At 60.9% G+C, this 24,674-nt stretch carries 25 protein-coding genes; 12 read left to right on the top strand and 13 right to left on the bottom strand.

What is annotated here, in order from left to right; all coding sequences use genetic code 11:
* Positions 1–29 precede the first annotated feature (29 nt).
* Positions 30–818, top strand: coding sequence for a TSUP family transporter (locus FHS64_RS00425; protein ID WP_167174058.1), 789 nt, complete (start codon positions 30–32; stop codon positions 816–818).
* Here FHS64_RS00425 and FHS64_RS00420 read toward each other — a convergent pair.
* On the bottom strand, positions 815–1,252 hold the full coding sequence (locus tag FHS64_RS00420; protein WP_341771036.1) for a hypothetical protein: 438 nt from the start codon (positions 1,250–1,252) through the stop codon (positions 815–817). The two genes, FHS64_RS00425 and FHS64_RS00420, sit on opposite strands and share 4 nt — an antisense overlap.
* Positions 1,253–1,379: 127 nt before the next feature.
* On the opposite strand from FHS64_RS00420, the gene FHS64_RS00415 reads away from it, so the two are divergent.
* Positions 1,380–1,718, top strand: a complete 339-nt coding sequence (locus FHS64_RS00415) for a hypothetical protein (RefSeq protein WP_167174055.1) — start codon at positions 1,380–1,382, stop codon at positions 1,716–1,718.
* Positions 1,719–1,720: 2 nt separating this feature from the next.
* Here FHS64_RS00415 and ppk2 read toward each other — a convergent pair whose 3' ends face one another.
* Positions 1,721–2,506, bottom strand: coding sequence for a polyphosphate kinase 2 (gene ppk2, locus FHS64_RS00410; RefSeq protein WP_167174052.1), 786 nt, complete (start codon positions 2,504–2,506; stop codon positions 1,721–1,723).
* A 114-nt stretch (positions 2,507–2,620) separates the two neighbouring features.
* Between ppk2 and FHS64_RS00405 the strand changes: the two genes are divergently transcribed.
* On the top strand, positions 2,621–3,787 hold the full coding sequence (locus FHS64_RS00405) for a serine hydrolase domain-containing protein (RefSeq protein ID WP_167174048.1): 1,167 nt from the start codon (positions 2,621–2,623) through the stop codon (positions 3,785–3,787).
* A 175-nt stretch (positions 3,788–3,962) separates the two neighbouring features.
* Positions 3,963–4,166 carry a cold-shock protein gene (locus FHS64_RS00400; protein ID WP_167174045.1) on the top strand — a complete coding sequence of 68 codons (204 nt, stop codon included), beginning with the start codon at positions 3,963–3,965 and terminating at the stop codon, positions 4,164–4,166.
* A 73-nt stretch (positions 4,167–4,239) separates the two neighbouring features.
* Here FHS64_RS00400 and gluQRS read toward each other — a convergent pair whose 3' ends face one another.
* Positions 4,240–5,094, bottom strand: a complete 855-nt coding sequence (gene gluQRS / locus FHS64_RS00395) for a tRNA glutamyl-Q(34) synthetase GluQRS (RefSeq protein WP_341771035.1) — start codon at positions 5,092–5,094, stop codon at positions 4,240–4,242.
* 8 nt (positions 5,095–5,102) lie between these two features.
* Positions 5,103–6,230: a JmjC domain-containing protein gene (locus FHS64_RS00390; protein ID WP_167174039.1), complete on the bottom strand. Its 1,128-nt coding sequence runs from the start codon at positions 6,228–6,230 to the stop codon at positions 5,103–5,105.
* Between the two features lie 154 nt (positions 6,231–6,384).
* On the opposite strand from FHS64_RS00390, the gene FHS64_RS00385 reads away from it, so the two are divergent.
* The 4 genes from FHS64_RS00385 to FHS64_RS00370 all read left to right on the top strand — a co-directional run bounded on the left by FHS64_RS00385 (position 6,385) and on the right by FHS64_RS00370 (position 9,149).
* Positions 6,385–7,059: a DNA-3-methyladenine glycosylase family protein gene (locus FHS64_RS00385; protein ID WP_243862653.1), complete on the top strand. Its 675-nt coding sequence runs from the start codon at positions 6,385–6,387 to the stop codon at positions 7,057–7,059.
* Positions 7,060–7,069: 10 nt separating this feature from the next.
* On the top strand, positions 7,070–7,711 hold the full coding sequence (locus tag FHS64_RS00380; RefSeq protein ID WP_167176154.1) for a trimeric intracellular cation channel family protein: 642 nt from the start codon (positions 7,070–7,072) through the stop codon (positions 7,709–7,711).
* A 167-nt stretch (positions 7,712–7,878) separates the two neighbouring features.
* Positions 7,879–8,448 carry an HNH endonuclease gene (locus FHS64_RS00375; protein ID WP_167174036.1) on the top strand — a complete coding sequence of 190 codons (570 nt, stop codon included), beginning with the start codon at positions 7,879–7,881 and terminating at the stop codon, positions 8,446–8,448.
* A gap of 35 nt (positions 8,449–8,483) precedes the next feature.
* The gene (locus tag FHS64_RS00370; protein WP_167174033.1) at positions 8,484–9,149 is read left to right on the top strand and encodes a carbonic anhydrase; all 666 of its coding nucleotides are present in this window, start codon (positions 8,484–8,486) and stop codon (positions 9,147–9,149) included.
* 2 nt (positions 9,150–9,151) lie between these two features.
* Here the strand turns inward: FHS64_RS00370 and FHS64_RS00365 are convergent, their stop codons facing one another.
* The 3 genes from FHS64_RS00365 to rpmB all read right to left on the bottom strand — a co-directional run bounded on the left by FHS64_RS00365 (position 9,152) and on the right by rpmB (position 12,448).
* Positions 9,152–10,318, bottom strand: a complete 1,167-nt coding sequence (locus FHS64_RS00365) for a serine hydrolase domain-containing protein (RefSeq protein WP_167174030.1) — start codon at positions 10,316–10,318, stop codon at positions 9,152–9,154.
* Between the two features lie 24 nt (positions 10,319–10,342).
* Positions 10,343–12,031: a M1 family metallopeptidase gene (locus FHS64_RS00360; protein WP_167174027.1), complete on the bottom strand. Its 1,689-nt coding sequence runs from the start codon at positions 12,029–12,031 to the stop codon at positions 10,343–10,345.
* 120 nt (positions 12,032–12,151) lie between these two features.
* Complete coding sequence (gene rpmB / locus FHS64_RS00355) at positions 12,152–12,448, bottom strand: 50S ribosomal protein L28 (protein ID WP_167174024.1); 297 nt, start codon at positions 12,446–12,448, stop codon at positions 12,152–12,154.
* Positions 12,449–12,700: 252 nt separating this feature from the next.
* On the opposite strand from rpmB, the gene FHS64_RS00350 reads away from it, so the two are divergent.
* Positions 12,701–13,183, top strand: coding sequence for a DUF3617 domain-containing protein (locus tag FHS64_RS00350; protein ID WP_243862652.1), 483 nt, complete (start codon positions 12,701–12,703; stop codon positions 13,181–13,183).
* A 57-nt stretch (positions 13,184–13,240) separates the two neighbouring features.
* On the opposite strand, the gene FHS64_RS00345 is transcribed toward FHS64_RS00350, so the two are convergent.
* Complete coding sequence (locus FHS64_RS00345) at positions 13,241–14,287, bottom strand: NAD(P)-dependent alcohol dehydrogenase (RefSeq protein ID WP_167174018.1); 1,047 nt, start codon at positions 14,285–14,287, stop codon at positions 13,241–13,243.
* A 262-nt stretch (positions 14,288–14,549) separates the two neighbouring features.
* On the opposite strand from FHS64_RS00345, the gene FHS64_RS00340 reads away from it, so the two are divergent.
* Positions 14,550–16,160, top strand: coding sequence for an AbgT family transporter (locus FHS64_RS00340; protein WP_167174015.1), 1,611 nt, complete (start codon positions 14,550–14,552; stop codon positions 16,158–16,160).
* A gap of 125 nt (positions 16,161–16,285) precedes the next feature.
* Here FHS64_RS00340 and FHS64_RS00335 read toward each other — a convergent pair whose 3' ends face one another.
* The 3 genes from FHS64_RS00335 to FHS64_RS00325 all read right to left on the bottom strand — a co-directional run bounded on the left by FHS64_RS00335 (position 16,286) and on the right by FHS64_RS00325 (position 18,695).
* A complete protein-coding gene (locus FHS64_RS00335) occupies positions 16,286–16,801 on the bottom strand; it encodes a flavin reductase family protein (protein ID WP_167174012.1) in 516 nt (171 codons plus the stop codon).
* A 121-nt stretch (positions 16,802–16,922) separates the two neighbouring features.
* A complete protein-coding gene (locus tag FHS64_RS00330; protein WP_341771034.1) occupies positions 16,923–17,402 on the bottom strand; it encodes a MaoC family dehydratase in 480 nt (159 codons plus the stop codon).
* On the bottom strand, positions 17,403–18,695 hold the full coding sequence (locus tag FHS64_RS00325) for an acyl-CoA dehydrogenase family protein (protein WP_167174009.1): 1,293 nt from the start codon (positions 18,693–18,695) through the stop codon (positions 17,403–17,405).
* A gap of 125 nt (positions 18,696–18,820) precedes the next feature.
* Here FHS64_RS00325 and FHS64_RS00320 point away from each other — a divergent pair, with 125 nt between their 5' ends.
* Together FHS64_RS00320 and FHS64_RS00315 are read left to right on the top strand one after the other, a co-directional pair.
* On the top strand, positions 18,821–19,408 hold the full coding sequence (locus tag FHS64_RS00320; RefSeq protein WP_167174006.1) for a VOC family protein: 588 nt from the start codon (positions 18,821–18,823) through the stop codon (positions 19,406–19,408).
* 6 nt (positions 19,409–19,414) lie between these two features.
* Complete coding sequence (locus FHS64_RS00315; protein ID WP_167174004.1) at positions 19,415–20,575, top strand: lipase family protein; 1,161 nt, start codon at positions 19,415–19,417, stop codon at positions 20,573–20,575.
* A gap of 78 nt (positions 20,576–20,653) precedes the next feature.
* On the opposite strand, the gene FHS64_RS00310 is transcribed toward FHS64_RS00315, so the two are convergent.
* Positions 20,654–22,348: a sulfatase family protein gene (locus FHS64_RS00310; protein WP_167174001.1), complete on the bottom strand. Its 1,695-nt coding sequence runs from the start codon at positions 22,346–22,348 to the stop codon at positions 20,654–20,656.
* Positions 22,349–22,435: 87 nt separating this feature from the next.
* Positions 22,436–24,604, bottom strand: coding sequence for a TonB-dependent receptor (locus FHS64_RS00305; protein ID WP_167173998.1), 2,169 nt, complete (start codon positions 24,602–24,604; stop codon positions 22,436–22,438).
* Between the last annotated feature and the right edge of the window lie 70 nt (positions 24,605–24,674).

Here is a 24,674-nt window from a genome sequence, read left to right as displayed (position 1 = left end):
GGTTTATGGCCTCTTGAGTGGCGTGATCTATGTTTGAAATGGCACCTGAAATCGTCGCCCTGTTGTTCGGGGCGGCGGTATTGGCGGGGTTTGTCGATGCGATTGCGGGCGGGGGCGGACTGATTACCGTTCCGGCCTTGCTGGCGGCAGGGATCAGCCCGGTCGCGGCCATCGCCACCAACAAGATTCAGGGCAGTTTCGGCACCGCCGCCGCCACATGGACCTTCTGGCGCAAGGGCCAGATCGACTTTGCCCTGCTGAAATGGCCATTGATCGCCACCGTCATCGGAGCGGTCCTCGGGGCCATCGCGGTCAGTTTTACCGACACCACATGGTTGATGGTCCTGCTGCCGGTGCTGCTGGTGGCGATTGCGCTTTACTTCCTGTTCGGACCCAAGGCGACCGATCAGGACGTGGCGGCCCGTATGACCCCGCTGGCCTTTGGCGCAGTGGCGGGCGGTATCGGCTTTTATGACGGCTTCTTCGGGCCGGGTACGGGCTCGTTCTTCGCGCTGGCTCTGGTGACCTTGCTGGGCATGGGGCTGACGCGGGCGACGGCCTATACCAAGGCACTGAACTTTTCCAGCAATGTCGTGTCGGTGGTCGTGTTTGCAGTCGGTGGCCACGTCTTGTGGGCCATTGGCCTGCTGATGGCGGTGGGACAGGTTCTGGGCGGCTGGCTGGGATCACATGCCGCCATCCGGTTCGGGCCGCGCCTGATCCGCCCCCTGCTGGTGGTTATTTGTCTGGCGATGGTGGTGAAACTGCTGTCCGATCCGGCCAATCCGTTGCGGATATGGCTGGCGGGGCTGTTCTAGACCGCTGACAAGGTGATGTAGCCGCGCTCCAGCATACGGCGCAGACCCTCATAGGCCTCGGCCAGTTCCTCATAGGCGGTGCGGGCGCTGGTCAGGCGGGCGGTTTGATCCGGCGTGGCCGGTGATCCCGAATGGACCAGACGCAAGCCCTCGGCCACCCAGCGGGCGCGGGCCTGTGCGGTGCGCGCGGCCATTTTTTCAAAGTCCGCAGACGTGATCTTGCCCAGCGTAGCGGCGATGATTTCGCGGTTGGCCACATAGGCGGTGTAATCGATCTGTTCCAACTGGCCGCGCAGGCGGCGCTGTTCGGCGGGGTCCATATCCTCGGGCTGGAAATGGTCCCTCTGGCGGCGATAGCTTTGGGTCAAAATCGAAGACATGGGGCTGGCCTGTGCTGGAATGGCGGCTGGACGGCGCGAATGTGCAATATCCAAGCTGGACCCTTCGGGTTAACTCCGGGTTGAGGAAGAGTGCATCCTGACGGAACCCTCGGGGCAGGGTGGTCATTTCTTTAGTGAAGGCTGTGCTGTTGGCAGAGCCGCTACTGAAGGAAACCGGCATATGGTTGATACCGCCACCGCGCACGATATGGCTTGGGAAGAAGCACTGGAAGAAGCCATCAACCGTTTTGAACAGGGCGAGGTGCTGACCGAGGCCCAGTTCGACGAACTGGTGGCCGAGTTGGAACGTCGCCATGCCGAGATGGCGGGCGAGCCAGAGGGCAATCCACGCCACACGGTAATGGAAACCTTGCGAGCACGGGCGGCCAGACTGGAAGCCAGCGCCGCCGATGGTAAGGGTCCGACGGACCAGATCAGTCGTATTCTGGCGACTATGACCGGTTCCGATACCAAGCCCGCGCCCTCACTGGTGGAGCATGAACCGGCGCAGGAAGAATAGGTTCAGCTATTCAACTGTCCCTTGGCCTTGTCGGCGGCCATGACAATATCGGGGTCCGTCTTGGCCAGTTGCAGGCCGGGGCGGCCCCAGACCTGTAAAATATAGCGCATGACGTTCAGGCGGGCCTGTTTCTTCTTGTCCGTCTTGATGACGGTCCACGGCGCATAGGCATAGTGGGTCTCGGCCAGCATATGATCGCGGGCCCTTGAATAGTCGTCCCAGTGGTCCTGCGCCTCCTTGTCCATGGGCGAGACCTTGAAGCGTTTGATCGGGTCGGACATGCGCTCGCTCAGGCGTTTGGCCTGTTCGTCACGACTGATATCCAGCCACAGCTTGATCAGGATGATGCCCGAATGGGTCAGCATACGCTCGAAGTCATCGACCTCGTTCATAAAGGCGTGGTGCTGGTCCGGTGTGCAAAACCCCATGACCGGCTCGACGGTCGCACGGTTGTACCATGAGCGGTTGAAGATGACGGTTTCGCCCGCCGCTGGAAGGTGGGGGGCGTAACGCTGGAAATACCACTGGGTCAGTTCGCGGTCGGTCGGTTTGGGCAGGGCCACCACGCGGGTCTGGCGCGGGGCCATGTTTTCGGTCAGCCGCTTGATGGCACCGTCCTTGCCCGCCGCATCACGCCCTTCGAAAATGATGACCGTCTTGATGCCGTTCTTGATGGCCCAGTCCTGCGATTCCACGATCTGGACCTGAAGCGCGTCATAGAGGGCATCATAGTCTTTGGATTTTGCGGCCTTCGACTTTTGGTCGGGCGCTTTGGGGCCGGAACTCATGGAGGCATCCTTCGCGGTTGAACACGGTGGGCATGAGAACACTTGATGCGAGCAAAGGTCGCATTACCGGATTGTAACTTGGGCCATGTCCGGCACAGGGCGAAACATGAACGCATGAAACAAACACTCTTTTGCACCAGCCGTCGAGCCGTCATGGCCAGCGGGCTGGCCTCATCTGTACTGCCATCCGTTGTGATGGCGGCGCAGAGCGATACAGCACCCGATGGGCAGGACACGCAGCAAAAGCTGGCAACCGGCTTGCAGACCGCCTTTGCCAAGGACGCCCCTGTAGGTCTGGCGGGCGCGGTGTGGCGCGACGGCCAGATGCTCTGGCAGGGACAGGCCGGCTTGCGCGTCGCAGGCGAAGAGACACCCATAGGGTCCGCTGACCTGTGGCATCTGGGCTCCAACACCAAGGCGATGACGGCGGCCCTGTGGGCGCGTCTGGTCGAACAGGGCAAATTGCGCTGGGACATGCCCGTCAACGAGGCCGTGACCGCAGCCGGACTGGATGTGCAACTGCATGCAGGATGGCATGATCGCACGGTCGAGGACTTTATGCGCCACCGTGCAGGCTTGCTGGATGCCCGCTATGTCAACGGCATCTGGCTGATGGCGTCGCGTACGGATACGCGCCCCTTGCCCGTCCAGCGCGCCGCCTTTGCCAAGCGCATACTGGAAGCAGCCCCCGAAGGTCCGCTGGGGACGTTTGAATACGGCAATGCCAACTATATTCTGGTCGGCAGCCTGATCGAGGGCGTGACGGGTCTGGCGTGGGAAGAGGTGATGCAGCAGGAACTGTTCGCTCCTCTTGGCATGACCAGCGCCGGATTTGGCGCACCCGAAGGCCAACAGCCGCACGGCCATACATGGAGCGGCGACAAGGTGACGGGCATCGGGCCGGATGCGCCTGTGTCCGATAACCCCAAGGCGCTCGGTCCCGCAGGCACCGCACATATGAGCCTTGCCGATTACGGTCTGTTTCTGGCGGCGATGCTCCAGCCGGGCTGGCTGTCGCAGGACAGCCTGACGCACCTGCAAACCCCGCTGGAAAACGAGACCTATGCGCTGGGCTGGATCGCCCCCGGAACGCGCCGGTGGGCGGGTGGGCCCGCCCTGTTACACAACGGTTCCAACACGATCTGGTTTGCCACGGTTGTGCTGGCACCGGTGATCAAGCTGGCATTTGTATCGGTTTCCAATGACGGAACACGCGGCGGCGAAGCCTGTTCGACCCTGATGACCGAAATGATCGAAGCCCTGACGGCGAACGCGAAATAACGGAATCATTTCAGTTGACCGCTGGCAAATACCAAGTGACAAGGTTTGTGCAGTCCGGATATCGCGCGGGGTCCAAACTCGCGTCTCGCTCCTTAGTCGAACGAGGTTGTCCAGATGGACTGACGGGGTCCCTACGGGGAGTCTGCCTGGAAAACGCGTTCAACGGAGACGCAATATGGCGACCGGCACGGTCAAGTGGTTCAACCCGACCAAGGGTTTCGGCTTCATTCAACCTGACAATGGTGGTTCGGACGTTTTCGTTCACATCACTGCTGTCCAAAAGGCTGGTCTGACCGGTCTGGATGAGAACGCCAAGGTCGAGTACGAACTCGAAAACCAGCGCGGCAAGACCGCTGCTGTGGACCTGAAGGTTCTCTAAGAACCCTCGGATCTGGACCTTTAAGGTTCCTGAAAAGCGCGAAGGCCCAACGGCTTTCGCGCTTTTTGTTTGCCTAGAGGTCCATCTGTAAAAGGACTTCGGCCCGCACGGCATCGGCGCTCACACCGCCCTCGCGCAGGGCCGCAAGTGTCACCGAGCCATCGCGCTTGGCAAAGCGTTTGCCGTTCGCATCGGTCATCAGCCGGTGGTGGCGGTAAACCGGCTCTTCCCATCCGAACAGGGTCTGGATCAGGCGCTGGATCGGGGTGGCCTCGAACAGGTCCAAACCACGAATGACATGGCTGATGCCTTGCAGGGCATCATCATGCACACAGGCCAGATGATAGGCCGCACCGGCATCCTTGCGCGCCAGAACCACATCGCCCGCCAGTTCGGGACGGGCGCGGATACGACCCGTCTCGCCATCGGGACCGTGGCCTTCCTCGAAGAATGACAGGGCGTCCCATGCCGCGCCGCCAATCGTGTCGTGCGCGCGGTCCAGCGACAACCGCCACGCAAACGGCTTGCCGCTTTGCAGCAGTTCGGCTTCCTCGTCCGCCGGATGCGGGCCGGGGCGGGCGGCGTCGGTTATGCCGTGCGGGGCATGGCCGATCCCGTCGAGGATTTCCTTGCGGGTGCGAAAACAGCGGTAAACCAGATCGCGCTGACGCAGGGTTTCGACCGCTACAGCATAGTCATCCAGATGGTCCGACTGGCGACGCACCGGCTCTTCCCAGTCGAGACCCAGCCAGCGCAGGTCCTCATAGATACCGTCCTCGAATTCGGGTTTGCAGCGCGTCGGGTCAATGTCCTCGATCCGCAGCAAGAAACGCCCGCCCGCATCCTGCGCCGCCCTGAAAGCGGTCAGAGCGGAAAAGGCATGCCCCTTATGCAACCGCCCCGTCGGCGAGGGCGCAAAACGGGTCACGAACCGGCTCAAAGTTTGATCAGGGAGCCACTGGCAGCGGCCCTGTCCACAGCCGCGCGGATATCTGTTTCTGACACGAAATCGAACAAGGCTATGACTTCTTCCAGCACGAATTCAGAGCGGCTGTAGGCATAATGCATAGCGTGGGCTACCGGACCGCTGAATGCAGGGGCGGCAATGGGCTGAACGCGATAACGGGTCAGTTCCATTTGCGCGGGCAGGCTGTACTCGCCCGTTCGCGGGCGCAGGCGGTTTTGCGTCATGGCGACCTCATCGAGGAAGTCGGGCAGGGCGCACAGAGCCGCCAGTTTCTGGCCCAGATGTCCGAGGTGTTGTTGTAGCGCTTTACCACCCGCCTGTTCGACGGGCGGGAAGTATTTGCGGAAGGCAGGGTCCTGCATCGCTGCGCTTTCGAGCAGCTTGAACAGGATGCGGCCGTAAAGGGGCGCGACCGAAAAAGTGACGTGCAGTGATGCGCCATCCTCGGCCAGTGCATCATGGAACCAGCCGCGCGGCAGATAAAGAACGTCACCCGGTTTCATGCGGACTTCCTGCATAACAGGGCCGCAATTGCGCTGGAACCAGAGCGGAAGGTCTAGCCCTTGCACGGGCATATCGACCGGATCAGGCATGCGGTTCTTATAAAGCCGCCACAGTTTTTCGCCTTCGATCTGGACCGCAAAAACATGGTGCAGATCGAAGTGGGGGCCAAAGGCCCGCACACCTTTGAAAGAGGAATAGACATTGGCCCCGATACGGGCGGCGAATTCCGAGGACAGTCCCGCTGCCAGTCGAGCAACCGGTAGACTCATATCCTCCAGATCATTGGCGACCAGACTGGAGCCGCGTGCCAGTTGTAATTGAACCTTGCGAGGATCGGGAATCAGGTGGGTTCCGGTCGCATTTTGTCGGCAATACTGGGTTGGGTCCACATTACGGGTGTCGTGGATCATTCTGAGTGTTTCTGAAGTCCAGTGACCTGTCTGGTCCAGCAGGCGGTTGAACTCGCCCCAGCCGAATAATGCAGCCTTGTCGGCACCTTCGCTGGCCGGAATATGTAGCGGGCTCCGGTCGTGATGGTTTGCGTAAAAGGTTTCGGAGGAAACAGGACTGATAAGCTGGGCAAGGGTCTTCATGCCGCGGACGCTAGCGGGCCTGCAGGAGCATGTCGACTGGCGGTCCAATTGGAAGTGGATGCGGGTCGCTAAATCGATCCTTGCGGGGCATCTCGGGCGTTGCCTTCCGCCGCGCGACAGGCAAGCATGGCGAGACAACTACAGGGGCTGTGCCATGCAGGATCGTGACGCCGAACAGCGCGAAAGCAAGGCGCGTGCACTGACGCTAGCCATGGCGCAGCAGCGCGAGGCTCTGGCGCGGCAGGATCCGGTGCTGGCGCGGGCGCACGAACAGACACCGCCGCTGGAATGGCGTCTGCGGACCGGCGGGTTTGAAGGCCTGTTTCGCATGATTGTAGAGCAGCAGGTCTCGGTTGCGGCGGCGGCCTCGATCTGGAAACGGGTGTGCGAGGGGCTGGGTGAGGTAACGCCCGAGGCCGTATTGAGCCGTGAAGTCGAGGCCTTGCGAGCCTTTGGCCTGTCGGGGCAAAAGGCGCGGTACGGTCAGGAAATCGCCCGCGCCCAGACCGAAGGCCATATCGATTTTGCCCATCTGGGACGCCTTGGCGATGACGAGGCGATTGTGGCCCTGACGGCCATCAAGGGCGTGGGCCGCTGGACCGCAGAGACGTTCTTGATGTTCTGCGAGGCGCGGGTGGATGTGTTTCCGGCGGGCGATGTGGCCTTGCAGGAAGCCTTGCGCTGGGCCGAGGGGGCAGACGAGCGGCTGAAAGAAAAGGCTTTTTACCAACGCGCCGATATTTGGCGGCCCCACCGTTCGGTTGCGGCACATTTGCTCTGGGGATGGTATGGGGCTGTAAAGCGCGGTGAAGTCGCGCTGGAGGATTGATGTGACACCTATGAGCGCCACGGCCGAGCTGGCCCGCCCCGAAACGGTTCTGCCCCTGCTGGATTTTGCCGGTGTGGCGGTGTTTGCCGCGACAGGTGCGCTGGCCGCCGCCCGCCAGAAACATGATGTTGTGACCTTTGCCTTCTTCGCGGCCCTGACAGGTGTCGGCGGCGGCACGGTGCGCGACCTGCTGATCGGTGCGCCGGTATTCTGGGTGGCGGACTGGCGCTATATTGCCGTCTGTCTGGTGACGGCGCTGGCCTTCTGGATCATCGGTGCGCGTGAATGGCGTTTTCGTGCGCTGATGTGGCTGGATGCTATCGGACTTGCCGCCTATGGCGTGATGGGGGCGGCCAAGGCGGCCAGCTATGATGTGGCCCCGCTGATCTGCATTGTCATGGGGATTTTGACGGCCTGTTTTGGCGGGATTGTGCGCGATGTTCTGGGGCACCAGCCGTCGATCCTGTTGCGCCGCGAGTTGTATATTACGGCGGCGCTTTTGTCGGCGGCGGTCTTTGTCGGCCTCAAGGCGCTGGCTGTGCCGCTCTGGTGGGCGGTGGCGATTGCCGTGGCAGCAGGGCTGGCCTTGCGGGCCGGTGCCATCCTCAAGGGGTGGAGCCTTCCGTCCTTCCCCCACTCGCAGCAGCGATAGGGAAGTTTCGTCGCAACAGGGCGCAAGCTTGGCTATAAAAGAACCATGATATTTCAGTCATGGTGATGACAGGGAATCAGGTCTATCCTTCATCGTTCTGACGAAGGAAGGAGACGTGTCCTCAATCCCTTAGCGTCGATGAAAATCCGTGCCGGAGGGCTTGCGCGATGCAGGTTCTGACAGGCATGCCCTCGGGTTTTCCAGCCCTGGTTCTGAATGCCGATTTCAGGCCGCTGTCCTATTTCCCGCTATCGCTCTGGTCGTGGGAAGAGGTCATCAAGGCGGTATGGCAGGACCGCGTCGAGGTGGTGGCCACCTATGACAAGGTGGTCCGCAGCCCGTCTATGGAAATGCAGTTGCCCAGTGTGGTCTGCCTGAAATCCTATGTGGATCAGGACCGCAATCCGGCCTTTACGCGCTTCAATGTGTTCCTGCGCGACGGCTTTGCCTGCCAGTATTGCGGTGGAGGCGGTACCGCACAGGACCTGACCTTCGACCACATCCTGCCAAGGTCACAGGGCGGGATCACGTCGTGGACCAATATCGTCACGGCCTGTAGTCCCTGTAACCTGAAAAAGGGCGGACGCACGCCTATGCAGGCGCAGATGCCGCTACGCCGCAAGGTCGGCCGTCCCAACGCGTGGCAACTCCAACAGGCGGGCCGTCGCTTCCCGCCCCAGACCCTGCACAGAAGCTGGATCGACTATCTTTACTGGGACATTGAACTGGAAGCGTAGCTTTTCAATAACGCCGCAATACGCCACTGTGGGGCATGACCGATGCGACGATTACCCCCGACCAGATAGCGCAACTCCAGACCGCCGTCGTGGACGAACCGGACACGGTGCTTGATGCGGCGCAACAGGCGGTGGTGGATGCCCTATTGGCCGGTAATGCGCGCTTTCTGGCCGGATGCCCTGAACAGCACGACTATAGCGCCGAACGCACGGCCCTGACCGAGGGGCAGTCGCCGGTCGCGGCCATCCTGTCCTGTTCGGATTCGCGCGTGCCGCCGGAACTGCTGCTGGATCAGGCCCCGGGTGATCTGTTTGTCGTGCGCGTGGCGGGCAATTTCGTCACCGGCGAGGGGCTGGCCAGTCTGGAATACGGGGTCGAGCTGTTAAAGACGCGGCTGATCGTGGTGCTGGGCCATACAGGCTGCGGTGCGGTGGGGGCGACGCTGGGCGTGCTGCGCGATCAAAGCATCCTGCCCGGCCATATCGCGCATCTGGTCCGCGAGATGAAGCCGGGCATTGCGCGCGAAATGCTGAGCGATGCCCCGCATCTGGCCGAGCGGGCCGTGGTGGCCAATGTGCACTATAATGTGCGCCGTCTGATCCATTCCGAACCGATCCTGTCCGCCCGCGTAGCTGACGGAGAACTGGCGATCATCGGCGCGGTCTATGATCTGAATACCGGACAGGTGGTTCTGGTCTGACCCTAGTCCAGCGCCTCGGATACCTGTTTCAGGAAGGCCTCGCGGGCGGGTGAACGGCCCGTGGCTGTGGGCCATGCCGACAGGATGACGACGACAGTTTTACGCTCGGGGTCGATATTGATCGACTGGCCGAAAATGCCGTGGGCGGCAAAGCGGCCATCGTCACGGGTCCACCATTGGAAGCCATAGCCTTCACCGGCCTCGCCATAATCGGCCTGTTTGGTGGTGGCCTGTGCCAGCCAGTTATCGGGCAGGATGGAGGCATCGCCAATCTTGCCGCCATCCAGCACGAACTGGCCCACACGGCCCCAGTCGCGCAGACTGGCCATGACGCAACAGCCGCTGGCTTCCTGCCCGACGGCGTCGATCATCCAGCCGGCGTCCTGTTCCATCCCGTAGGGGTGCCACAGTTTTTCGGACAGATAACCGGACAGGGTCTTGCTGGTCGCGCGGCTGACCAACACACCGACCAGATTGGTTTCGCCGGTGGAATAGTGCCAGCGTGTGCCGGGCTCGGCGACGCGTTTTAACTGGCGCATATAGTGCAAAGTCGGGTCCATGCCGCCGGTCTCATGCGGCTCGAAGAAGCGGGCCACATCGGCATTCGGGTCGGTATAGTCCTCGTTCCAGTCCGCGCCGGATGTCATGGTCAGCAACTGGCGCACCGTCACCCCGTCATAGGCACTGCCGGACAGTTCGGGCAGATAAAGCATGATGGGGGTTTCCAGACTTTCGATGAAACCGTCCCTGATCGCCGCCCCGACCAGTGTCGAGGTCAGGGACTTGGCAACCGAGAACGATGTCCAGCGCCCTTGTGGGGTGAAGCCAAGACCATAGCGTTCCAGCCGGACCTTGCCGTCATGAAGCACCAGCAGTCCCGCCACCTTTTCCTCAAGCATAAAGCGGTCGGTATCTATATCCAGCGGCACGCCTTGCGGCAGGGCATGGGCGGTGCCGCCCGCCGCAATGACGCGGTGGGGCACGATGCTGTCCATCGCCCGAAAGCCAGCCTCGCGCTCGTCCTGTGACCAGAACAGCACCTCGGAGGCACGTTCCAGCTTGGGCAGGTCATGGCCTGTATTCGGTGCCAGCGCGGCTTGAGAAAGGGCAGGCGCGGCCACAGAGGCCATCAGCGTGGCGCAGGCGATCAGGGCATAAAGGCGACGCATGGTGTTCTCCGGCTGGAAGTGGAATCAGGAACCGCCTTGGGCTTTCCATTGCTCGATATGGTCAAGGCGGCGCAGGACCTTGGACTGCGGGTCGATCAGGATGTGGGCGCGCGGATCGGCCGTAAAGCGGGCGCTCCCGTCCTGCATGGCTAGGGTCTGGACGGTGCCGTCGATCTCGACCTCCAGCGGCATTTCAAAGGCAAGATCCGATCCGGTTTTCCATGTCAGAGTGACCTGACCGCCATCACGCGCCATCACCACTTCGGGCAGGGCGGCGTGATACAGATAGGCGTCGAAGAACCAGCCCATATCCTTGCCGGTAATGCGGTTCACAATGGCCACATAGTCGGCGGTGGTACGGTAAACAGGCTTGAAATTACCCGGTGCCGGATCGGGGCGATCATAGACCAGTTCACGCAAGGAGCGCTTGAACGCCTCGTCACCGATCATCAGCCGCAAGGTGTGGGCGATCAGGGCGCCCTTATAGTAGAGGTCCAGTGCCGGACCCGTCTCGGCATTATAGACGGTGGCGGCATCCTGCGGCTGACCCGACACCATGGGGAAGCGGTTCGATACCGTCCGGCGCATGGTTTCCAGTTCCGACTGCATGGCGCGTTCGCCGTTCAGCCAGCGGGCATAAAGGGGCTGCATATAGGTGCCGAAACCCTCGTGCAGCCACATGTCGTCCCACGACACATTGGTCATCTGGTTGCCGAACCACTCATGGGCCAGTTCGTGCTGCATCAGCCAGTCATAGCCCTTGCCATCCAGCTTGTAGCCGTTGCCATAGGCGTTGATGGTCTGATGCTCCATGCCGAGGTGCGGCGTTTCCACCACGCCGACCTTTTCATTGGCAAACGGGTAGGGACCGACCCAGTCCTCGAAGAAGTCCAGCATCAGCGGCAGTTCGTCGAACAGGCGCTGTGCCTTGTCGGCAGGGGCTGATTCCAGCGGCCAGAAATAGAGCGGGATGCGGTTGCCATAGCGGCTGTCATAGGTGCCTGACAGTTCGCGATACGGACCAACACTCAGTGTGATGGCATAGGTGTCGGGATTGCGCGTGGACCAGTGCCAGGTGGTTGATCCGTCCGCATGGGCGGTCTTTCCGGTCAGGACGCCATTGGCGGGGGCCGACAGGCCTGCGGGCACAGTAATGTTCATCTCGACCTGTTCCGGCTCGCCCATCGGATGATCGATACAGGGCCAGATCAGATCGCAGCCTTCGCCCTGAACGGCGGTGGCGATCCATGGTTTGCCGTTCGATTCGCTCCAGACAAAGCCGCCATCCCACGGGGCCCGCGTGGCGGTGTGGGGCATGCCGTTATAGGCGATGTCGATCGACACCGATTCTCCGGCGTGAAGGGGCTGTGCCATCGGTATGGTCAGCCGCCCTTGCGGGTTGGACCAGTCGCTAATGCTGTGGCCATCGACCGTGATCGCGTCGATGGCGTAGCGGGTATCCAGTTCCAGTACGATGGCCGCAACAGCTTCAAGGGCCGTGAAGTCCAGACGGGCCTGCGCCTTGATCGAGCGGGCTTCGGGACGGACATCGAAAGCCAGACGGGCCTTGTTAAAGGCGACAGCCTCTTGCTCGGGCGTGCGCGGACTGCCGCTGGACAGGGTAAAGGGCGTCGTCTGCTGGGCAAAAGCCGGTACGGTAAGACCCGTCATCAGGGCGCAGGATGCAGCGGCAATCAGCAAGGTCAGGCGCATGGCTTTAAAAGGTCCGTACTCATCTGGTGACGGAAGCCTAGCCGAGGGGCGCGAACTGGCAAAAGAAAAAGGCCGCTGTTTCCAGCGGCCTCTTCAAAACTTCAAAATCAGCAGGGCTGATTAGGCAGCGGCTTGTTCAGCCAGCTTGGCCTTGACCTGACGCTTGATGCGCAGGGCGTCAGCCGACAGCTTCTCATCGCGAGCCTTCACGATGAATGCATCCAGACCGCCCTTATAGTCGAGCGTGCGCAGGGCAGCGTTCGAGATACGCAGGGAGAACGACTGGCCCAGAGCGTCCGAAGTCACCTTGACCGTCTTGAGCGACGGCAGGAAACGACGCTTGGTCTTGATGTTCGAGTGGCTCACATTGTGGCCGACCATCGGGCCGATACCCGTGAGTTCGCAACGACGCGACATCTTAAGATCCTCAAGGTCACATCCGCGCAAACTGCGGACGCATTAAAACAGGTGGCGCAACAGGCTTTGAACCTGCGCGAGAGGGGGCCGTATAAAGGATGGACTCACTTCGCGTCAAGCCGAGTCTGTGATGAATCTGAACTCGGAGACGCCATAAGAATGCTGACGAATAGGGATCGTTCGCGTTCAGGCACCGTTTATATGGTCACCTATATATAGACTGACATGATGAGCCGTTTGAAGATGCACCCTATGAAAAAGCCCTCTGCCGGTATGGTTCGCCTGATGGCGATTGCCGCCCCGTTGCTTGCGGGTGGCGCACTTTTGGCCGCTCCGGCGTCCGCGCCGCACGCTCAAGCCCAAACCCAGCCTGCCCGTAGCGAGGTCCTGCCGGGCTATTGGGAATACACCACCAGCGTATTCGGTGTGCGCGATACCGAGCAGAAATGCGTGCGCCCGAGCGAGATCAACCGCTTCTTTGGCGGGCTTTCGACCCGTAAATGGCAATGCACCTATCATGTGCGCGAAGCCACCGATGGTCGTGCCCGCTTTGAAGGCGTCTGCAAGGATCACAAGGACCGCCGCGTCAATGTGCGCCTGAACGGCACCTATCAGCAGGAATCGTTCCGCTTTAACGGCGGTGCCCAACTGGCACGCGGCACGCCCTATATTCCGGCCACGATCACGGCCCGCCGCATCTCGGCCCAGTGCCCCGCCAATGCGGAATATTTCTAAGGCCTGTAACCAGCCATAAAGAAAAGGCCCGCCGGAGCGATCCGGCGGGCCTTTTTGTTACATGGTGCTGTTGTCGATGACGAAGCGGTATTTGACGTCGGATTTCAGCATCCGCTCATAGGCCTCTTCGATCTGGTCGGCGCGGATCATCTCGATGTCCGAGACGATGTTGTTGGCGGCACAGAAATCCAGCATCTCCTGCGTTTCCTTGATGCCACCAATCAGCGATCCGGCGATGGAACGACGCCCGCCGATCAGGATGGAGACATTGGGCGACGGGTGGGCATGTTCGGGAACGCCGACGAGGCACATGGTGCCATCAACCTTGAGCAGCTTGGTAAAGGCATCCAGACTGTGGCTGGCCGCGACGGTATTCAGAATGAAATCGAAGCTGCGGGCATGGGCCTTCATCTGCTCGGGGTCCTTGGAGATGACCACCTCGTCAGCCCCCAGATCAAGCGCGGCCTGAACCTTTGAGGCCGATGTCGTAAAGGCCACGACATGCGCGCCCAACGCATGGGCCAGCTTGACCCCCATATGGCCCAGACCGCCGATCCCGACCACGCCCACCTTCTTGCCCGGCCCGACCTTCCAGTGGCGCAGCGGCGACCATGTGGTGATGCCAGCGCACAGCAGGGGTGCCACGGCGGCCAGCTGTTCGGCGGGGTGCGAGACCTTCAGGACGAAGTCGTCCTTGACCACGATACGCTGTGAATAGCCGCCCAGCGTATGACCGGGGGCATCCTTGGTCTTGCCGTCATAGGTGCCGGTCATGCCGTTTTCGCAGAACTGCTCAAGGTCCTGATCGCAGGAATGGCAGGCCTTGCAGCTATCGACCATACAGCCGACGCCGACGACATCGCCTTCTTTAAAGCGGCTGACCGAGGCACCCACCGCCGAGACGCGACCGACGATTTCGTGACCGGGCACGCAGGGGAAGTTCACCGCCCCCCATTCGCCACGCACCGTATGCAGGTCGGAATGGCAGATGCCGCAATAATCGATCTCGATCTGCACATCGTGGGCACCGACATCGCGGCGCGGGATTTCAATGGCCTCGACCGGACGGTTGGCGGCGGTGGCACCATAGGCTTTGACGGACATGGGACGGCTCTGGCTGTGTGGAGAGGAGCGGCCCCGCTGTCGCAGCCGGACCGGATCAGGCCAGTGTAAAAGCTTTCATCCCGCGAAAACACAGTCTCGCTTTTTTGTGACCGGCATGGCGTTTAATGGTGGTGGGCCGTGACGAGGGGGAGCGACAAGGCGACGCCTTGTTTTTTGCATCCGAACGGTGAAAAGCGTTTTGGGCTGCCTTTTGGGGATGAAAGGTCGCGCATCTCGAAAACCGCTCCGCCAAGGATAATGTATGACGGAACCTCAGCCTGCGGGCACCGGCAAGGCCCAGCCGCCCGCGCCCAAACGCAATGCGTTCACCCGCTTTCTCGACACCGTAGAATGGCTGGGGAACCTGTTGCCGCATCCGGTGACTTTGTTCTTCCTTCTGGCGGCGGGCATGGTTCTGTTGTCCGGCCTGTTTGGCTGGCTGGGTGTTGCGGTGGACGATCCGCGCCCTGTGGGGGCCGCTGGCCGTGCCGATGACGGGATGATCCGCGCGGTATCGCTGCTGAGTGCCGATGGTGTGCGCCGTATCTTCAGCAGTCTGGTCACCAACTTCACCAGTTTTGCGCCTCTGGGCGTGGTGCTGACAGCCATGCTGGGTATCGGCGTGGCCGAGAAGTCGGGCGTGTTGTCGGCGGCGGTGCGCGGCATGGTGCTGGGCGCATCCAAGAATGTTGTGACCGTGGTCATCGTGTTTGCCGGTGTCATGTCCAATACGGCCTCCGAGCTGGGCTATGTGGTCCTGATCCCGATGGCCGGTGCGGTTTACTACTCGCTGGGGCGTCACCCGCTGGCCGGTATGGCGGCGGCGTTTGCCGGTGTGTCGGGCGGTTATTCGGCCAATCTGCTGATCGGCACCATCGATCCGTTGCTGGCCGGTATTACCGAAGAAGCGGCGCGTCTGATCGATCCGACCTATGCGGTGACGGCGACCGCCAACTGGTATTTCGCCGCTGCGTCCACTCTTGTGGTGACGGCGGTGGGCTGGGCGGTCAGCACCTATATCGTCGAGCCGAAACTGGGGGCTTATAACCCCGACGATGCCGACCCTACGGCACTGGACGGGGCTGCGGCCTCGCCGCTGACGGCCATTGAAAAGAAGGGCCTGAAGGTTACCGGCCTTGTCCTTTTGGGTGTGCTGGCGGTCATGCTGCTGAGCGTGGTGCCGTCATGGGGTATCCTGCGCGATCCGGTGACCGGCGATGCCATGCGCTCGCCCTTCTTCAGCGGGTTTGCTGTGTGGATTCTGCTGTTCTTCCTCGCCATGGGCTGGGCCTATGGCAAGGTGGTCGGCACCATCAAGAATGACCGCGATGTCATTGACGGTATGGCCAAGTCCCTCGGTTCGCTGGGGCTGTATCTGGTCATCATCTTCTTTGCCGCCCAGTTTGTGGCCTTCTTCAACTGGTCCAATCTGGGTTCGATCACAGCGGTAAAGGGCGCACAGACCCTCGAGGCGCTGGGCCTGACAGGGCCGGTGGTGTTTATCGGCTTTATTCTGATCTGCTGCATGGTGAACCTGATGATCGGTTCGGCCTCGGCACAGTGGGCGATGACAGCCCCCATCTTTGTGCCGATGCTGATGCTGCTGGGCTATTCGCCGGAACTGATTCAGGCGGCCTATCGCATCGGGGATTCCACCACCAACATCATCACCCCGATGATGAGCTATTTCGGCCTGATTCTGGCGTGGGCCGTGCGCTACGACAAAAAGGTCGGCATCGGCACCATGATCGCGATGATGCTGCCCTATTCGATCTTCTTCACCATCGTCTGGACGATCTTCTTCTTCGTCTGGGTGTTCGCACTGGGCATGCCGGTCGGACCGGGCGCTCCGACCTTCTACAGCATTGGCTAACGCTGACCCGCTATGCACAAGAAACCCCGCCTTCCTTTCGGAAGAGCGGGGTTTTTGTTGGGTGGTAAAAAGATGTAGAACAGCCTCTGGGAGCAGGCTGCTTACGCGACTTGAACAGGGTGCCTCTATTGAACGTGGCAGGCCGCTTCCAGTTGCAGATAACGTCCGCCCATAAAGGCCAGCGGGATGGTGCTGGAGGGGCGCTGGACCGACTGCACATCGCCGATAACGATACGGTGGCTGCCGTGGTCGAGGATATTGGCCTGTTTCAGATGGATGACGGCCAGCGCATCGCGAAGCGCAGGGGGCTGGTCCTCAGCGGCAATATCCCACGCACCGATATCGAACTTCGCGTCGCCCTTGCGACCGCCGCCACAGGCGCGCGAGACAGCTTCGTGGTCCTGTCCCAGCACATTCAGCACCACATCGCATCCGGCGTCGATGGCGTCGAAAATGGCATTGTTGCGGTTGATGCAGACCAGCATGGACGGCGGGTCCATGCTGACCTCGCTAATGGCGGTGGCGGCCATCGCATAGGCACGACCCTGATGGCGGGCTGTGACCACGACAACCGAGCGCACCAGATTGCGCAGGGCCTCTTTCAGATCGTCGGCAATGACAGTCGCATTTGCGCTGGTCATATTGTTTATCCTCCCTGACGCGCCGGACGGGCGCGATACGGGCCTGATCTGTTCCTGACCATGACCGTAGAACGATGATGGCCGAGGAACATGTATTGTCAAGTAACTTTACTAATTTGAGCTATGCGGCCTTTGCCTGTCCCGGCGGCAGAATCAGCATGACGCTTTGGGCTACGCACAGGGGTTTGTCCTGACCCTCGGCCTCGATCACGCAGTCGGTGGTCAGCTGCCAACCACCGGCACGGGCTTCGACAGACACCACGCTTTGTGTCAGGCGCACCCGTGATCCGCTGGGGGCAGGCGATACGAAGCGGACGCGGTTAACGCCCACATTCAGCATCTTGCCCGAGCCTTCAAAGCGGATCACGTCGTCCATCAGACGCGGTAGCAGCGACAGGGTCAAAAAGCCGTGCGCAATGGTTGATCCCATCTCTGCACGGGCGCGTTCCTCGTCGATGTGGATCCACTGGTGATCGTCGGTCGCATCAGCAAACAGGTTGATGCGGTTTTGATCCAGCGCGATCCAGGCCGAGCTTCCCAGTTCACGACCTGCCAGTGTCGGCATGTCGTCGAAAGCCACAATGAGCGGAGCGGTGCCCACCTACGCCTTCTCTCGCGCGACCTTATTGGGACCGGCAAAGCCGAACATCCAGGCCGCGATCTTGCGCATCTGGATCTCTTCTGCGCCCTCGGTGATGCGATAGCGGCGGTGGTGGCGATAGATGTGCTCGAATGGCTTGTGGCGCGAATAGCCCATGCCACCATGAACCTGCATGGCGGTGTCGGCGGCCTCGCAAACCAGACGGTTGGCCCAGTAGTTACACATGGACACACGGTCCGACAGTGTCTTGGCCACGTCCGGCTTGGACATGCGGTCCATCTGCCATGCCGTCTTGCGGATCAGCAGGCGCAGCATCTCGATCTGGGTGGCCAGTTCGACCAGCGGGAACTGGATGGCCTGATTGACTGCCAGAGGCTTGCCGAAGGGCTTGCGCTCGCGGGCATATTTGGCCGCTTCCTTGACGCAGTAATCGGCGGCACCCAGCGAGGAGGCAGCCTGACGGATGCGGTTCTCGTGGACGAAATGCTGGGCCAGTTCCAGACCGCCATCGGCCGGGCCAAAGACGTTGCTATCGGGCACCCAGACATTGGTAAAGCTGACGCGAGGGTGGTCGGTCGGCATGTTGAAGGTCCAGAGATATTCCTCGACCTTCACGCCCTCGGCTTCGGCGGGCACGATGAAACAGGTGATGCCCTTGGCGTCGCCGGCCTTGCCCTCGGTGCGGGCAAAAACCATGACGTGGGTGGCCACGTGCATGCCGGTGGTCCACATTTTCTCGCCATTGATGCGCCAGCCCGAAACGCCATCGCAGGTTTCGCGCACACCGACAGTTTCCATGTGGGTGGCGTCCGAACCATGCTCGGGCTCGGTCAGGCCAAAGCAGATCGAACGGCTGCCATCCAGCATACCGCCAATGAACTCGTCCTTCTGGTCCTGCGTGCCAAAGTCGCGGAACATCAGCACCTGCGGATAGTTGGCCACGATCGAATGCTCGTTTTGCAGATCGTTGTGCAGGCCCAGACCCTTGGCGGCGAAATGTTCGCGGATCACGGCCATGGCCAGATTGGAGCCGTCCTTGCCGCCGAATTCCTTGGGCAGGGCAAAGCGCAGGTGGCCGGCCTTGTCGGCGCGTTTCTTGGCGATGGCCAGCAGTTCTTCCCACTCGTGGCGCGGCAGACCGCCATTGTCATAGTCGGTGCGCGCCCATTCGCGGCGGTGGTCAAAGAAGCGCTCGTTGTCGTCCTGCGCTTGCAGCGGAACGATCTCGGCCTCGATGAAGGCATCCAGTTCGGCCAGATAGTCGGTGATCTCTGCGGGCAGATCGAAATCCATGTGCGCTCCCTCCTCTTGTTGGTCACAGCCTATGCCGGGAGGAAAATAACGTAAAGCAATTTGACAAACTCTGCGGGCGGGTATGGAGTGTTGCTCAAGAAAACGAACAGGAAAGGGAGGGGGAAATGGCCAGCCAGATCACCCAGACGGGCCTTAAAGGGGTCCACCACAGCGCCTTCCGCTGCAGAGATGCGGAACAGACGCGCTGGTTCTATGAAGATGTTCTGGGCATGAAGGCGTCCGCCGGTATCGTATTGGACGAGGTGCCGGGTTCGGGCGATCCGGTGCCCTATATGCATATCTTCTTCGAGATGGAGGACGGCAATTTCGTCGCCTTCTTCGATGCCCCCTCGACCGCTGATCCCGCTTGGTTCGCCCGCAAGGACAGCTTCGATATGCACATCGCCATCGAGGCGCGCGACGAAGCCCACATGCTGGAAATGCAAAAGCGCATCCGCTCGCATGGTGTCAGCGCGCTGGGGCCGGTCGAGCATCATTTTGTGCGCTCGGTATATATGTATGACCCCAACGGTATTCAGGTCGAAATCACCTGCCGCACGCCTGACCACGACAAGATTCTTGGCGAGGAGGGTGCCGCCCTGCCGGAACTTCTGAAGACGTGGACCGCGCAAACCCGTGCTGAAAAAGAAGCCAAGTTCGGCGCGGCCGCTATCGACAAGCGCGGCAAACCTCAATCCGAACTGGCGGGATAATCCGGCGTGACCAAAGTCAAATATACCCGCACCCCGTATCTGGTCATCTTCAAGGAAGAGGCCCAGTTCAAGGATACCTATGGCGGTGCCGAAGGCATTGTCGCCATCGAGGCGCACCACCTGAAGCCGGAAACAGAATCCGATACGGTGGTGGTGTTCATGCACCCGATCGGGGGTGGCGCGTGGCTGCCCTTCGTGTCGGCACTGGCGAAACAGGGACTGCACGTCATCTATGCCAATAGTCGCTATCGCGGCATCGACAATGCCCTGATCATGGAGAAGGTGGCGCTGGACCTCGGCGCGGCCATCCGTGATGCCAAGGAACGCCTCGGCTATAAGAAGGTGATCCTCGGTGGTTGGTCCGGCGGTGGCTCGCTCTCGCTGTTCTATCAGGCCGAAGCCGAGAACCCGACCGTCACCCATACGCCGGCAGGCGATCCGTTGGACCTGACCAAGGCCAATCTGATTCCGGCAGACGGCGTGGCCATTCTGGCCGCTCACCTGTCGCGCAACCTGACCCTGACCGAGTGGATGGACCCGTCGATCACCGACGAGACCAAGCCCTATGACCGTGATCCGGAACTGAACATCTATGATCCGGCCAACCCGAACCAGCCGCCCTATAGCGCCGAATATATCGAGCGCTATCGCGCCGCCCAGATCGCCCGTAACCGCCGTATCACCGCATGGGTGAAGGACGAACTGGCCAAGCTCAAGGCTCAGGGCAAGCACAACCACGAGCGCGGCTTTGTGGTGCAGGGCACAATGGCCGATCCGCGCTTCATCGATGCCACGCTGGAACCCAGCGACCGCAAGCCCAACCACTGCATGCTGGGCGTGCCTGAGGTTGTGAATGACGGCCCTGTGGGTCTGGCCCGTTTCTCGACCCTGCGTTCGTGGCTGTCGCAATGGTCGTATGACGACAGTCAGGCCGACGGTCTGCGCTGTGCGCCGCGCGTGACTGTGCCGATGATCGTCATCGAAAACAGCGCCGACGACGCCTGCACGCCCAGCCACGCAGCGCGTCTGATGGCCGCGGCCAGCAATGCCAAGTCGATGGAGCACGCCATCATCAAGGACGCCAACCACTACTATACCGGACAACAGGACAAGTCGGTCGAGGCCGCAATCCTGTTCAAGGACTGGATGCAAAAAACCTTCGGCTGATCCCCTCCGTCGAAGACTTGCAAAAAGGGCCGGTGCGGATATCCGCACCGGCCCTTTCTTTTGGTCTATGCCCCGTAGTCAGGTGAGAGTCAGGGTGTTGTAGCGTTCGACAGGACCGGGGAATTCCGAGCCGTTATCCTCGCCGATCTCGTGCTCGATCAAGGCATTGACCATGGCGTTCAGGCGTTCGATCTCGGCACGGTATTCGTTCGGACGGTTGGCCAAGTTCAGCACTTCGTCCGGATCTTTGTGCGTGTCGTAAAGTTCCAGATCATTGTGGGCGACAAGCTGTTCCCATTTGCGTGGCATATGGTGTTCGGCAGGGGCGAAATAACGCACGAACTTCCAGCGACCGTCGAATACGCCACGGTGGGCGCGGCGTTTGGACAGGTCCCAGACAGGCGTGTCCATATAGTTGGTGTTCAGACGATCCCACGACAGGATCACACCATAGTTGAACAGGTGGCCCTGACGGTCGCGCTCGCCCCTGTGGGCGGGATCGAACACGGCTTTTGAAACATCGTGGCCGACCAGTTGCGGGAACTGGCTGCGGCTCCAGTCCTGTGACTTTCCGGCCAAGCCTAGCAGGGTCGGGGCCAGATCGACAGCGCCCATCAAGGTCTTGCTGGTGACACCGCGCGCCCCTTGGGGGTGGGCGATGAACATTGGCACATTGGTTTCTTCCTTATAGGCGGTACCGCCCTTCTGGCGCATGCCGTGAGCACCGGCCCGTTCGCCGTGATCGGAGGTATAGACGATGATGGTGTTGTCCAGTTGGCCTGAATGTTCCAGTGCCCACAACAGGGTCAGGATGTTCTGGTCCACATCGCGCAGGCAGTTGCAGTAGTAGTTGTAGAACCGCTTCCATGCCGTCTCGTTCTCGCGCGGCATGGCCCCATAGGTTTTGACATCCAGAGCCGAGATACCGCGATGGGCTTCGGGCTTGGTGGACAGGTCATCCACATAGAAGCTGCGGGGCAGGGGCATACCCAGATCGGTCTGATACAGAGGATCGCCCGGCTCGGCCCGCATCAGTCCCGCCAGATTGCGAACGGCGCGGGTATCGGCCTGCTCGCCCGTGGCGTCGTAGAACATGATGTCGTGCGGGTTCACCAGATTTACACACAGGAACCACGGCTTGTCTTCGCGGCGTGCAGGCGTAGCGAATTCGTGGATCAGCATGGCCGCATCGCCGGTGACGTGGCGGTCGGTGCGGTATCCGGCCCATGTCAGGCCGATTTCCTCGCCATTGAAATTATAATCCGAGAAACCGAACGGCTCCATGGCGTCGGTGGTGTCGTTATACAGGCGCTGGAAACTCTGGTCGCTGGTAGACAGCTTGGCCAGATGCCACTTGCCCTTATAGGCGCTGTAATAGCCCGCACGGCGCATCATATCGCCGATGGTGTCTATCTCGGGCGTCAGGACAGCGCCCTGTTCGGCATTGGAAAAGACGCGGGTTTTTTGCGTGTGTTGGCCGGTATAGATGACGGCGCGCGACGGTGTGCAGGGCGTGGTCTGAACGTGATAGTTCCGCAGCTCGACCGAGCGCTCCAACAGGACGCGGTGGCCGGGCAGATGCTCCAGCAGGCCTTGCGGATAGGACTGTAGGCCGAACTCCTGATCGGTGCAGATGAACAGAATGTTGAGCGGCTTTTCGTTGGCGGTGGCCTGCGCGGACTTGGATGCCGCCTGTGCGCGTAGTGGCGGGGCGATACCGGTGGCGGCGGCGGCCATGGCGGCCATCAACTGGCGACGGTCGAAACTGGACATGAATCCCCCATTGAAACTGAAGCTAAGGGAGTAAAAACGAAAGGCCGCCCTTGCGAGGTGCAGGGACGGCCTTGGAACGGTGGTCGCTTAGTAACGCAGGCCCAACTGGATAGACACAACGCGACCGGGATCCACCACATAGGTTTGTGATCCGGCAATAAAGGGCGTCCCGTAAGAGTGGGACGCGGTCCATTCATTGGTCAGGTTGCGACCGATCAGAGCCAGCGTCCAGCTGTCGTCGGCGGCGGCCAGTCCGAGACGCAGATCAACCTTGCCGAAGCTGTCCTGATAGGAGGACGGGCTGTAGTTTTCTTCCAGATAGGTGCCGCTGCGGCCGCGTACGGTGGCATCCGCCAGAACACGCAGGCCGTTCTGGAGCGGGTGGTCGATATTGACGTTGAAGGCACCCGACCATTTAGGCGCACGCGGCAGGGTGGTGCCGCCGATGTCCTCGACGCAGTTGGCGGCAGGCGGCACACCATTTTTCCAGATGCACGGTGCCGTCGGGTAGCTGTCATAGGTGGCATCGTTATAGGCCAGCGAGCCGGAGATCGAGACCGAGCTGTTGACGCGCCAATTGCCTTCTACCTCTACGCCCTGGCTCTTGGCCGAGGCGGCATTGGTGGTGATGAAGGCATTCGTGGCCGCATTGAAGCCCGATACCTGCAGGTCTTCGAACTTGGAGGTGTAGGCGGCGATATTCAGCGTTGCCTGACCATCCAGCAGGGTCAGCTTGGTGCCAAGCTCCAGAGACTGCGAGGTTTCACCTTCGAACTCGAAGGCATTCTGGCCGCCGGTGGATTGGGCACCGACAAAGCCGCCAGCCTTGGAACCCTTGGCATAGGAGGCATAGAACATCACATCGCGGCTGTGGGTGTACTGGAGCTGTAGCGACGGATCGAGCTGGCTTTCGTCACGTTGGCCCGATAGCGGGGTGTTCACCCAGGTCGGCGGCACAACGCCCGAGGTGGCGCGGGTCTGGTCGGCAGTCTTCTCTTCCCATGTCTGGCGAAGACCCGCGGTGACGCTCCACTGGTCGTTAAAGGCATAGGTGCCCTGACCATACAGTGAGAAGCTGGTGTTTTCCTGATTGAACCAGCGACGGCTGGCCCCGTTCAGCGGGCCCATCGTGATGCGCGAAGCCTGATACATGTCGATTTCGTTGGAGTGGGCATAGGCCCCGACAATCCAAGTGAACGGCCCATCTGCCGACGAAGTCAGGCGTAGCTCTTGGGAAATCTGGCTGAATTCTTCCTGGAAAGTCGAGCGCAGCAGGTCGCCGGCCGTAAAATCGCTGTCGATATTCTTGTCATACTCGAACGCAGAATATGCCGTGATCGAGGTCAGTGTGATGCCGTTGGCAAAATCCTTGTTGACCGTCAGGACGCCGTTAAAGCTTTCGGTGTTGTCGAAGTCGGGGACGCCCGGTGAAACTTGACGGGTGAAGCCCTTGGAGCCGCCCGCGGCGACCGAAGTCATCGGCTGGCCGGTCAGGTCTTGCTTAGCGCCTTCCAACTTCAAGCGGAAGGTCAGGCTGTCGCTTACCAGATAGTCCAGAACAATGCGGCCGATCATATCCTCGCGAGCGGGGTTGCCGTCGCCGGTAGTGATGTTTTTCAGCCAGCCTTCGTTATCGGAATATTTCAGGGCCGCACGGGCTAGGAACTTGTCGGTGATGGGGCCGGATAGAATCTGGCTGACCTCGAAACCGTTATCACCTTCGACAGTACCGGTGACGGTGGTGGCAAACTCTCGCACAGAGCGAGGGCCGTTGGAGGTGATGTTGATCGCACCGGCGGCGGTATTCTTGCCAAACAGAGCGCCTTGCGCCCCGCGCAGAACCTCTACGCTGGCTACATCAAGGAAGGGAGCGGCGAACTGGCGGCCGCGACCGGCATAGGCCCCGTCCACGAACAGACCGACTGATTGCTCGAAGGCTAGATTGCCCGGCGAGGAACCGATGCCGCGAATATAGATAGCATTATTGCCGGGGGTGGCCTGGATGTGCAGGTTTGGCACCGCACCTGACAGGGCTTCGAGATTGCGGATATCTTGGCTGGCAAGATCTTCGCCGCTGGTGACGTTCACCGAGATCGGCACATCCTGAAGACGTTCAGTGCGTTTGCGGGCCGTAACCATGATGTCGGCCACGCTGGTCGGTGCAGCCTCCTGCGCGACATTGGCTTCCTGAGCGAGAGCGGTCGAACTGATGAGCAAAGAGCTCGAAGCCAGCAGCGCCAAATAACGGTATCGCATACACACCTCCCCGTGTGTTGCCCTGCGCGACGCAGGGTCGTTGCAAGAGGGAGGGTGCGGTCACGCACAC

The organism is Brevundimonas terrae (genome assembly GCF_011761985.1).
Taxonomy (GTDB): domain Bacteria; phylum Pseudomonadota; class Alphaproteobacteria; order Caulobacterales; family Caulobacteraceae; genus Brevundimonas; species Brevundimonas terrae.
This window is presented reverse-complemented; position numbering and strand designations above follow the sequence as displayed.

What these genes read in the sequence shown, in the direction of transcription:
- FHS64_RS00425 (WP_167174058.1), top strand. Translation starts at nt 30, where the DNA reads ATGTTTGAAATGGCACCTGAAATCGTCGCCCTGTTGTTCGGGGCGGCG.
- FHS64_RS00415 (WP_167174055.1), top strand. Translation starts at nt 1,380, where the DNA reads ATGGTTGATACCGCCACCGCGCACGATATGGCTTGGGAAGAAGCACTG.
- ppk2 (WP_167174052.1), bottom strand. Translation starts at nt 2,506, where the DNA reads ATGAGTTCCGGCCCCAAAGCGCCCGACCAAAAGTCGAAGGCCGCAAAA.
- FHS64_RS00405 (WP_167174048.1), top strand. Translation starts at nt 2,621, where the DNA reads ATGAAACAAACACTCTTTTGCACCAGCCGTCGAGCCGTCATGGCCAGC.
- FHS64_RS00400 (WP_167174045.1), top strand. Translation starts at nt 3,963, where the DNA reads ATGGCGACCGGCACGGTCAAGTGGTTCAACCCGACCAAGGGTTTCGGC.
- FHS64_RS00390 (WP_167174039.1), bottom strand. Translation starts at nt 6,230, where the DNA reads ATGAAGACCCTTGCCCAGCTTATCAGTCCTGTTTCCTCCGAAACCTTT.
- FHS64_RS00385 (WP_243862653.1), top strand. Translation starts at nt 6,385, where the DNA reads ATGCAGGATCGTGACGCCGAACAGCGCGAAAGCAAGGCGCGTGCACTG.
- FHS64_RS00380 (WP_167176154.1), top strand. Translation starts at nt 7,070, where the DNA reads ATGAGCGCCACGGCCGAGCTGGCCCGCCCCGAAACGGTTCTGCCCCTG.
- FHS64_RS00375 (WP_167174036.1), top strand. Translation starts at nt 7,879, where the DNA reads ATGCAGGTTCTGACAGGCATGCCCTCGGGTTTTCCAGCCCTGGTTCTG.
- FHS64_RS00370 (WP_167174033.1), top strand. Translation starts at nt 8,484, where the DNA reads ATGACCGATGCGACGATTACCCCCGACCAGATAGCGCAACTCCAGACC.
- FHS64_RS00365 (WP_167174030.1), bottom strand. Translation starts at nt 10,318, where the DNA reads ATGCGTCGCCTTTATGCCCTGATCGCCTGCGCCACGCTGATGGCCTCT.
- FHS64_RS00360 (WP_167174027.1), bottom strand. Translation starts at nt 12,031, where the DNA reads ATGCGCCTGACCTTGCTGATTGCCGCTGCATCCTGCGCCCTGATGACG.
- rpmB (WP_167174024.1), bottom strand. Translation starts at nt 12,448, where the DNA reads ATGTCGCGTCGTTGCGAACTCACGGGTATCGGCCCGATGGTCGGCCAC.
- FHS64_RS00350 (WP_243862652.1), top strand. Translation starts at nt 12,701, where the DNA reads ATGAAAAAGCCCTCTGCCGGTATGGTTCGCCTGATGGCGATTGCCGCC.
- FHS64_RS00345 (WP_167174018.1), bottom strand. Translation starts at nt 14,287, where the DNA reads ATGTCCGTCAAAGCCTATGGTGCCACCGCCGCCAACCGTCCGGTCGAG.
- FHS64_RS00340 (WP_167174015.1), top strand. Translation starts at nt 14,550, where the DNA reads ATGACGGAACCTCAGCCTGCGGGCACCGGCAAGGCCCAGCCGCCCGCG.
- FHS64_RS00335 (WP_167174012.1), bottom strand. Translation starts at nt 16,801, where the DNA reads ATGACCAGCGCAAATGCGACTGTCATTGCCGACGATCTGAAAGAGGCC.
- FHS64_RS00325 (WP_167174009.1), bottom strand. Translation starts at nt 18,695, where the DNA reads ATGGATTTCGATCTGCCCGCAGAGATCACCGACTATCTGGCCGAACTG.
- FHS64_RS00320 (WP_167174006.1), top strand. Translation starts at nt 18,821, where the DNA reads ATGGCCAGCCAGATCACCCAGACGGGCCTTAAAGGGGTCCACCACAGC.
- FHS64_RS00310 (WP_167174001.1), bottom strand. Translation starts at nt 22,348, where the DNA reads ATGTCCAGTTTCGACCGTCGCCAGTTGATGGCCGCCATGGCCGCCGCC.
- FHS64_RS00305 (WP_167173998.1), bottom strand. Translation starts at nt 24,604, where the DNA reads ATGCGATACCGTTATTTGGCGCTGCTGGCTTCGAGCTCTTTGCTCATC.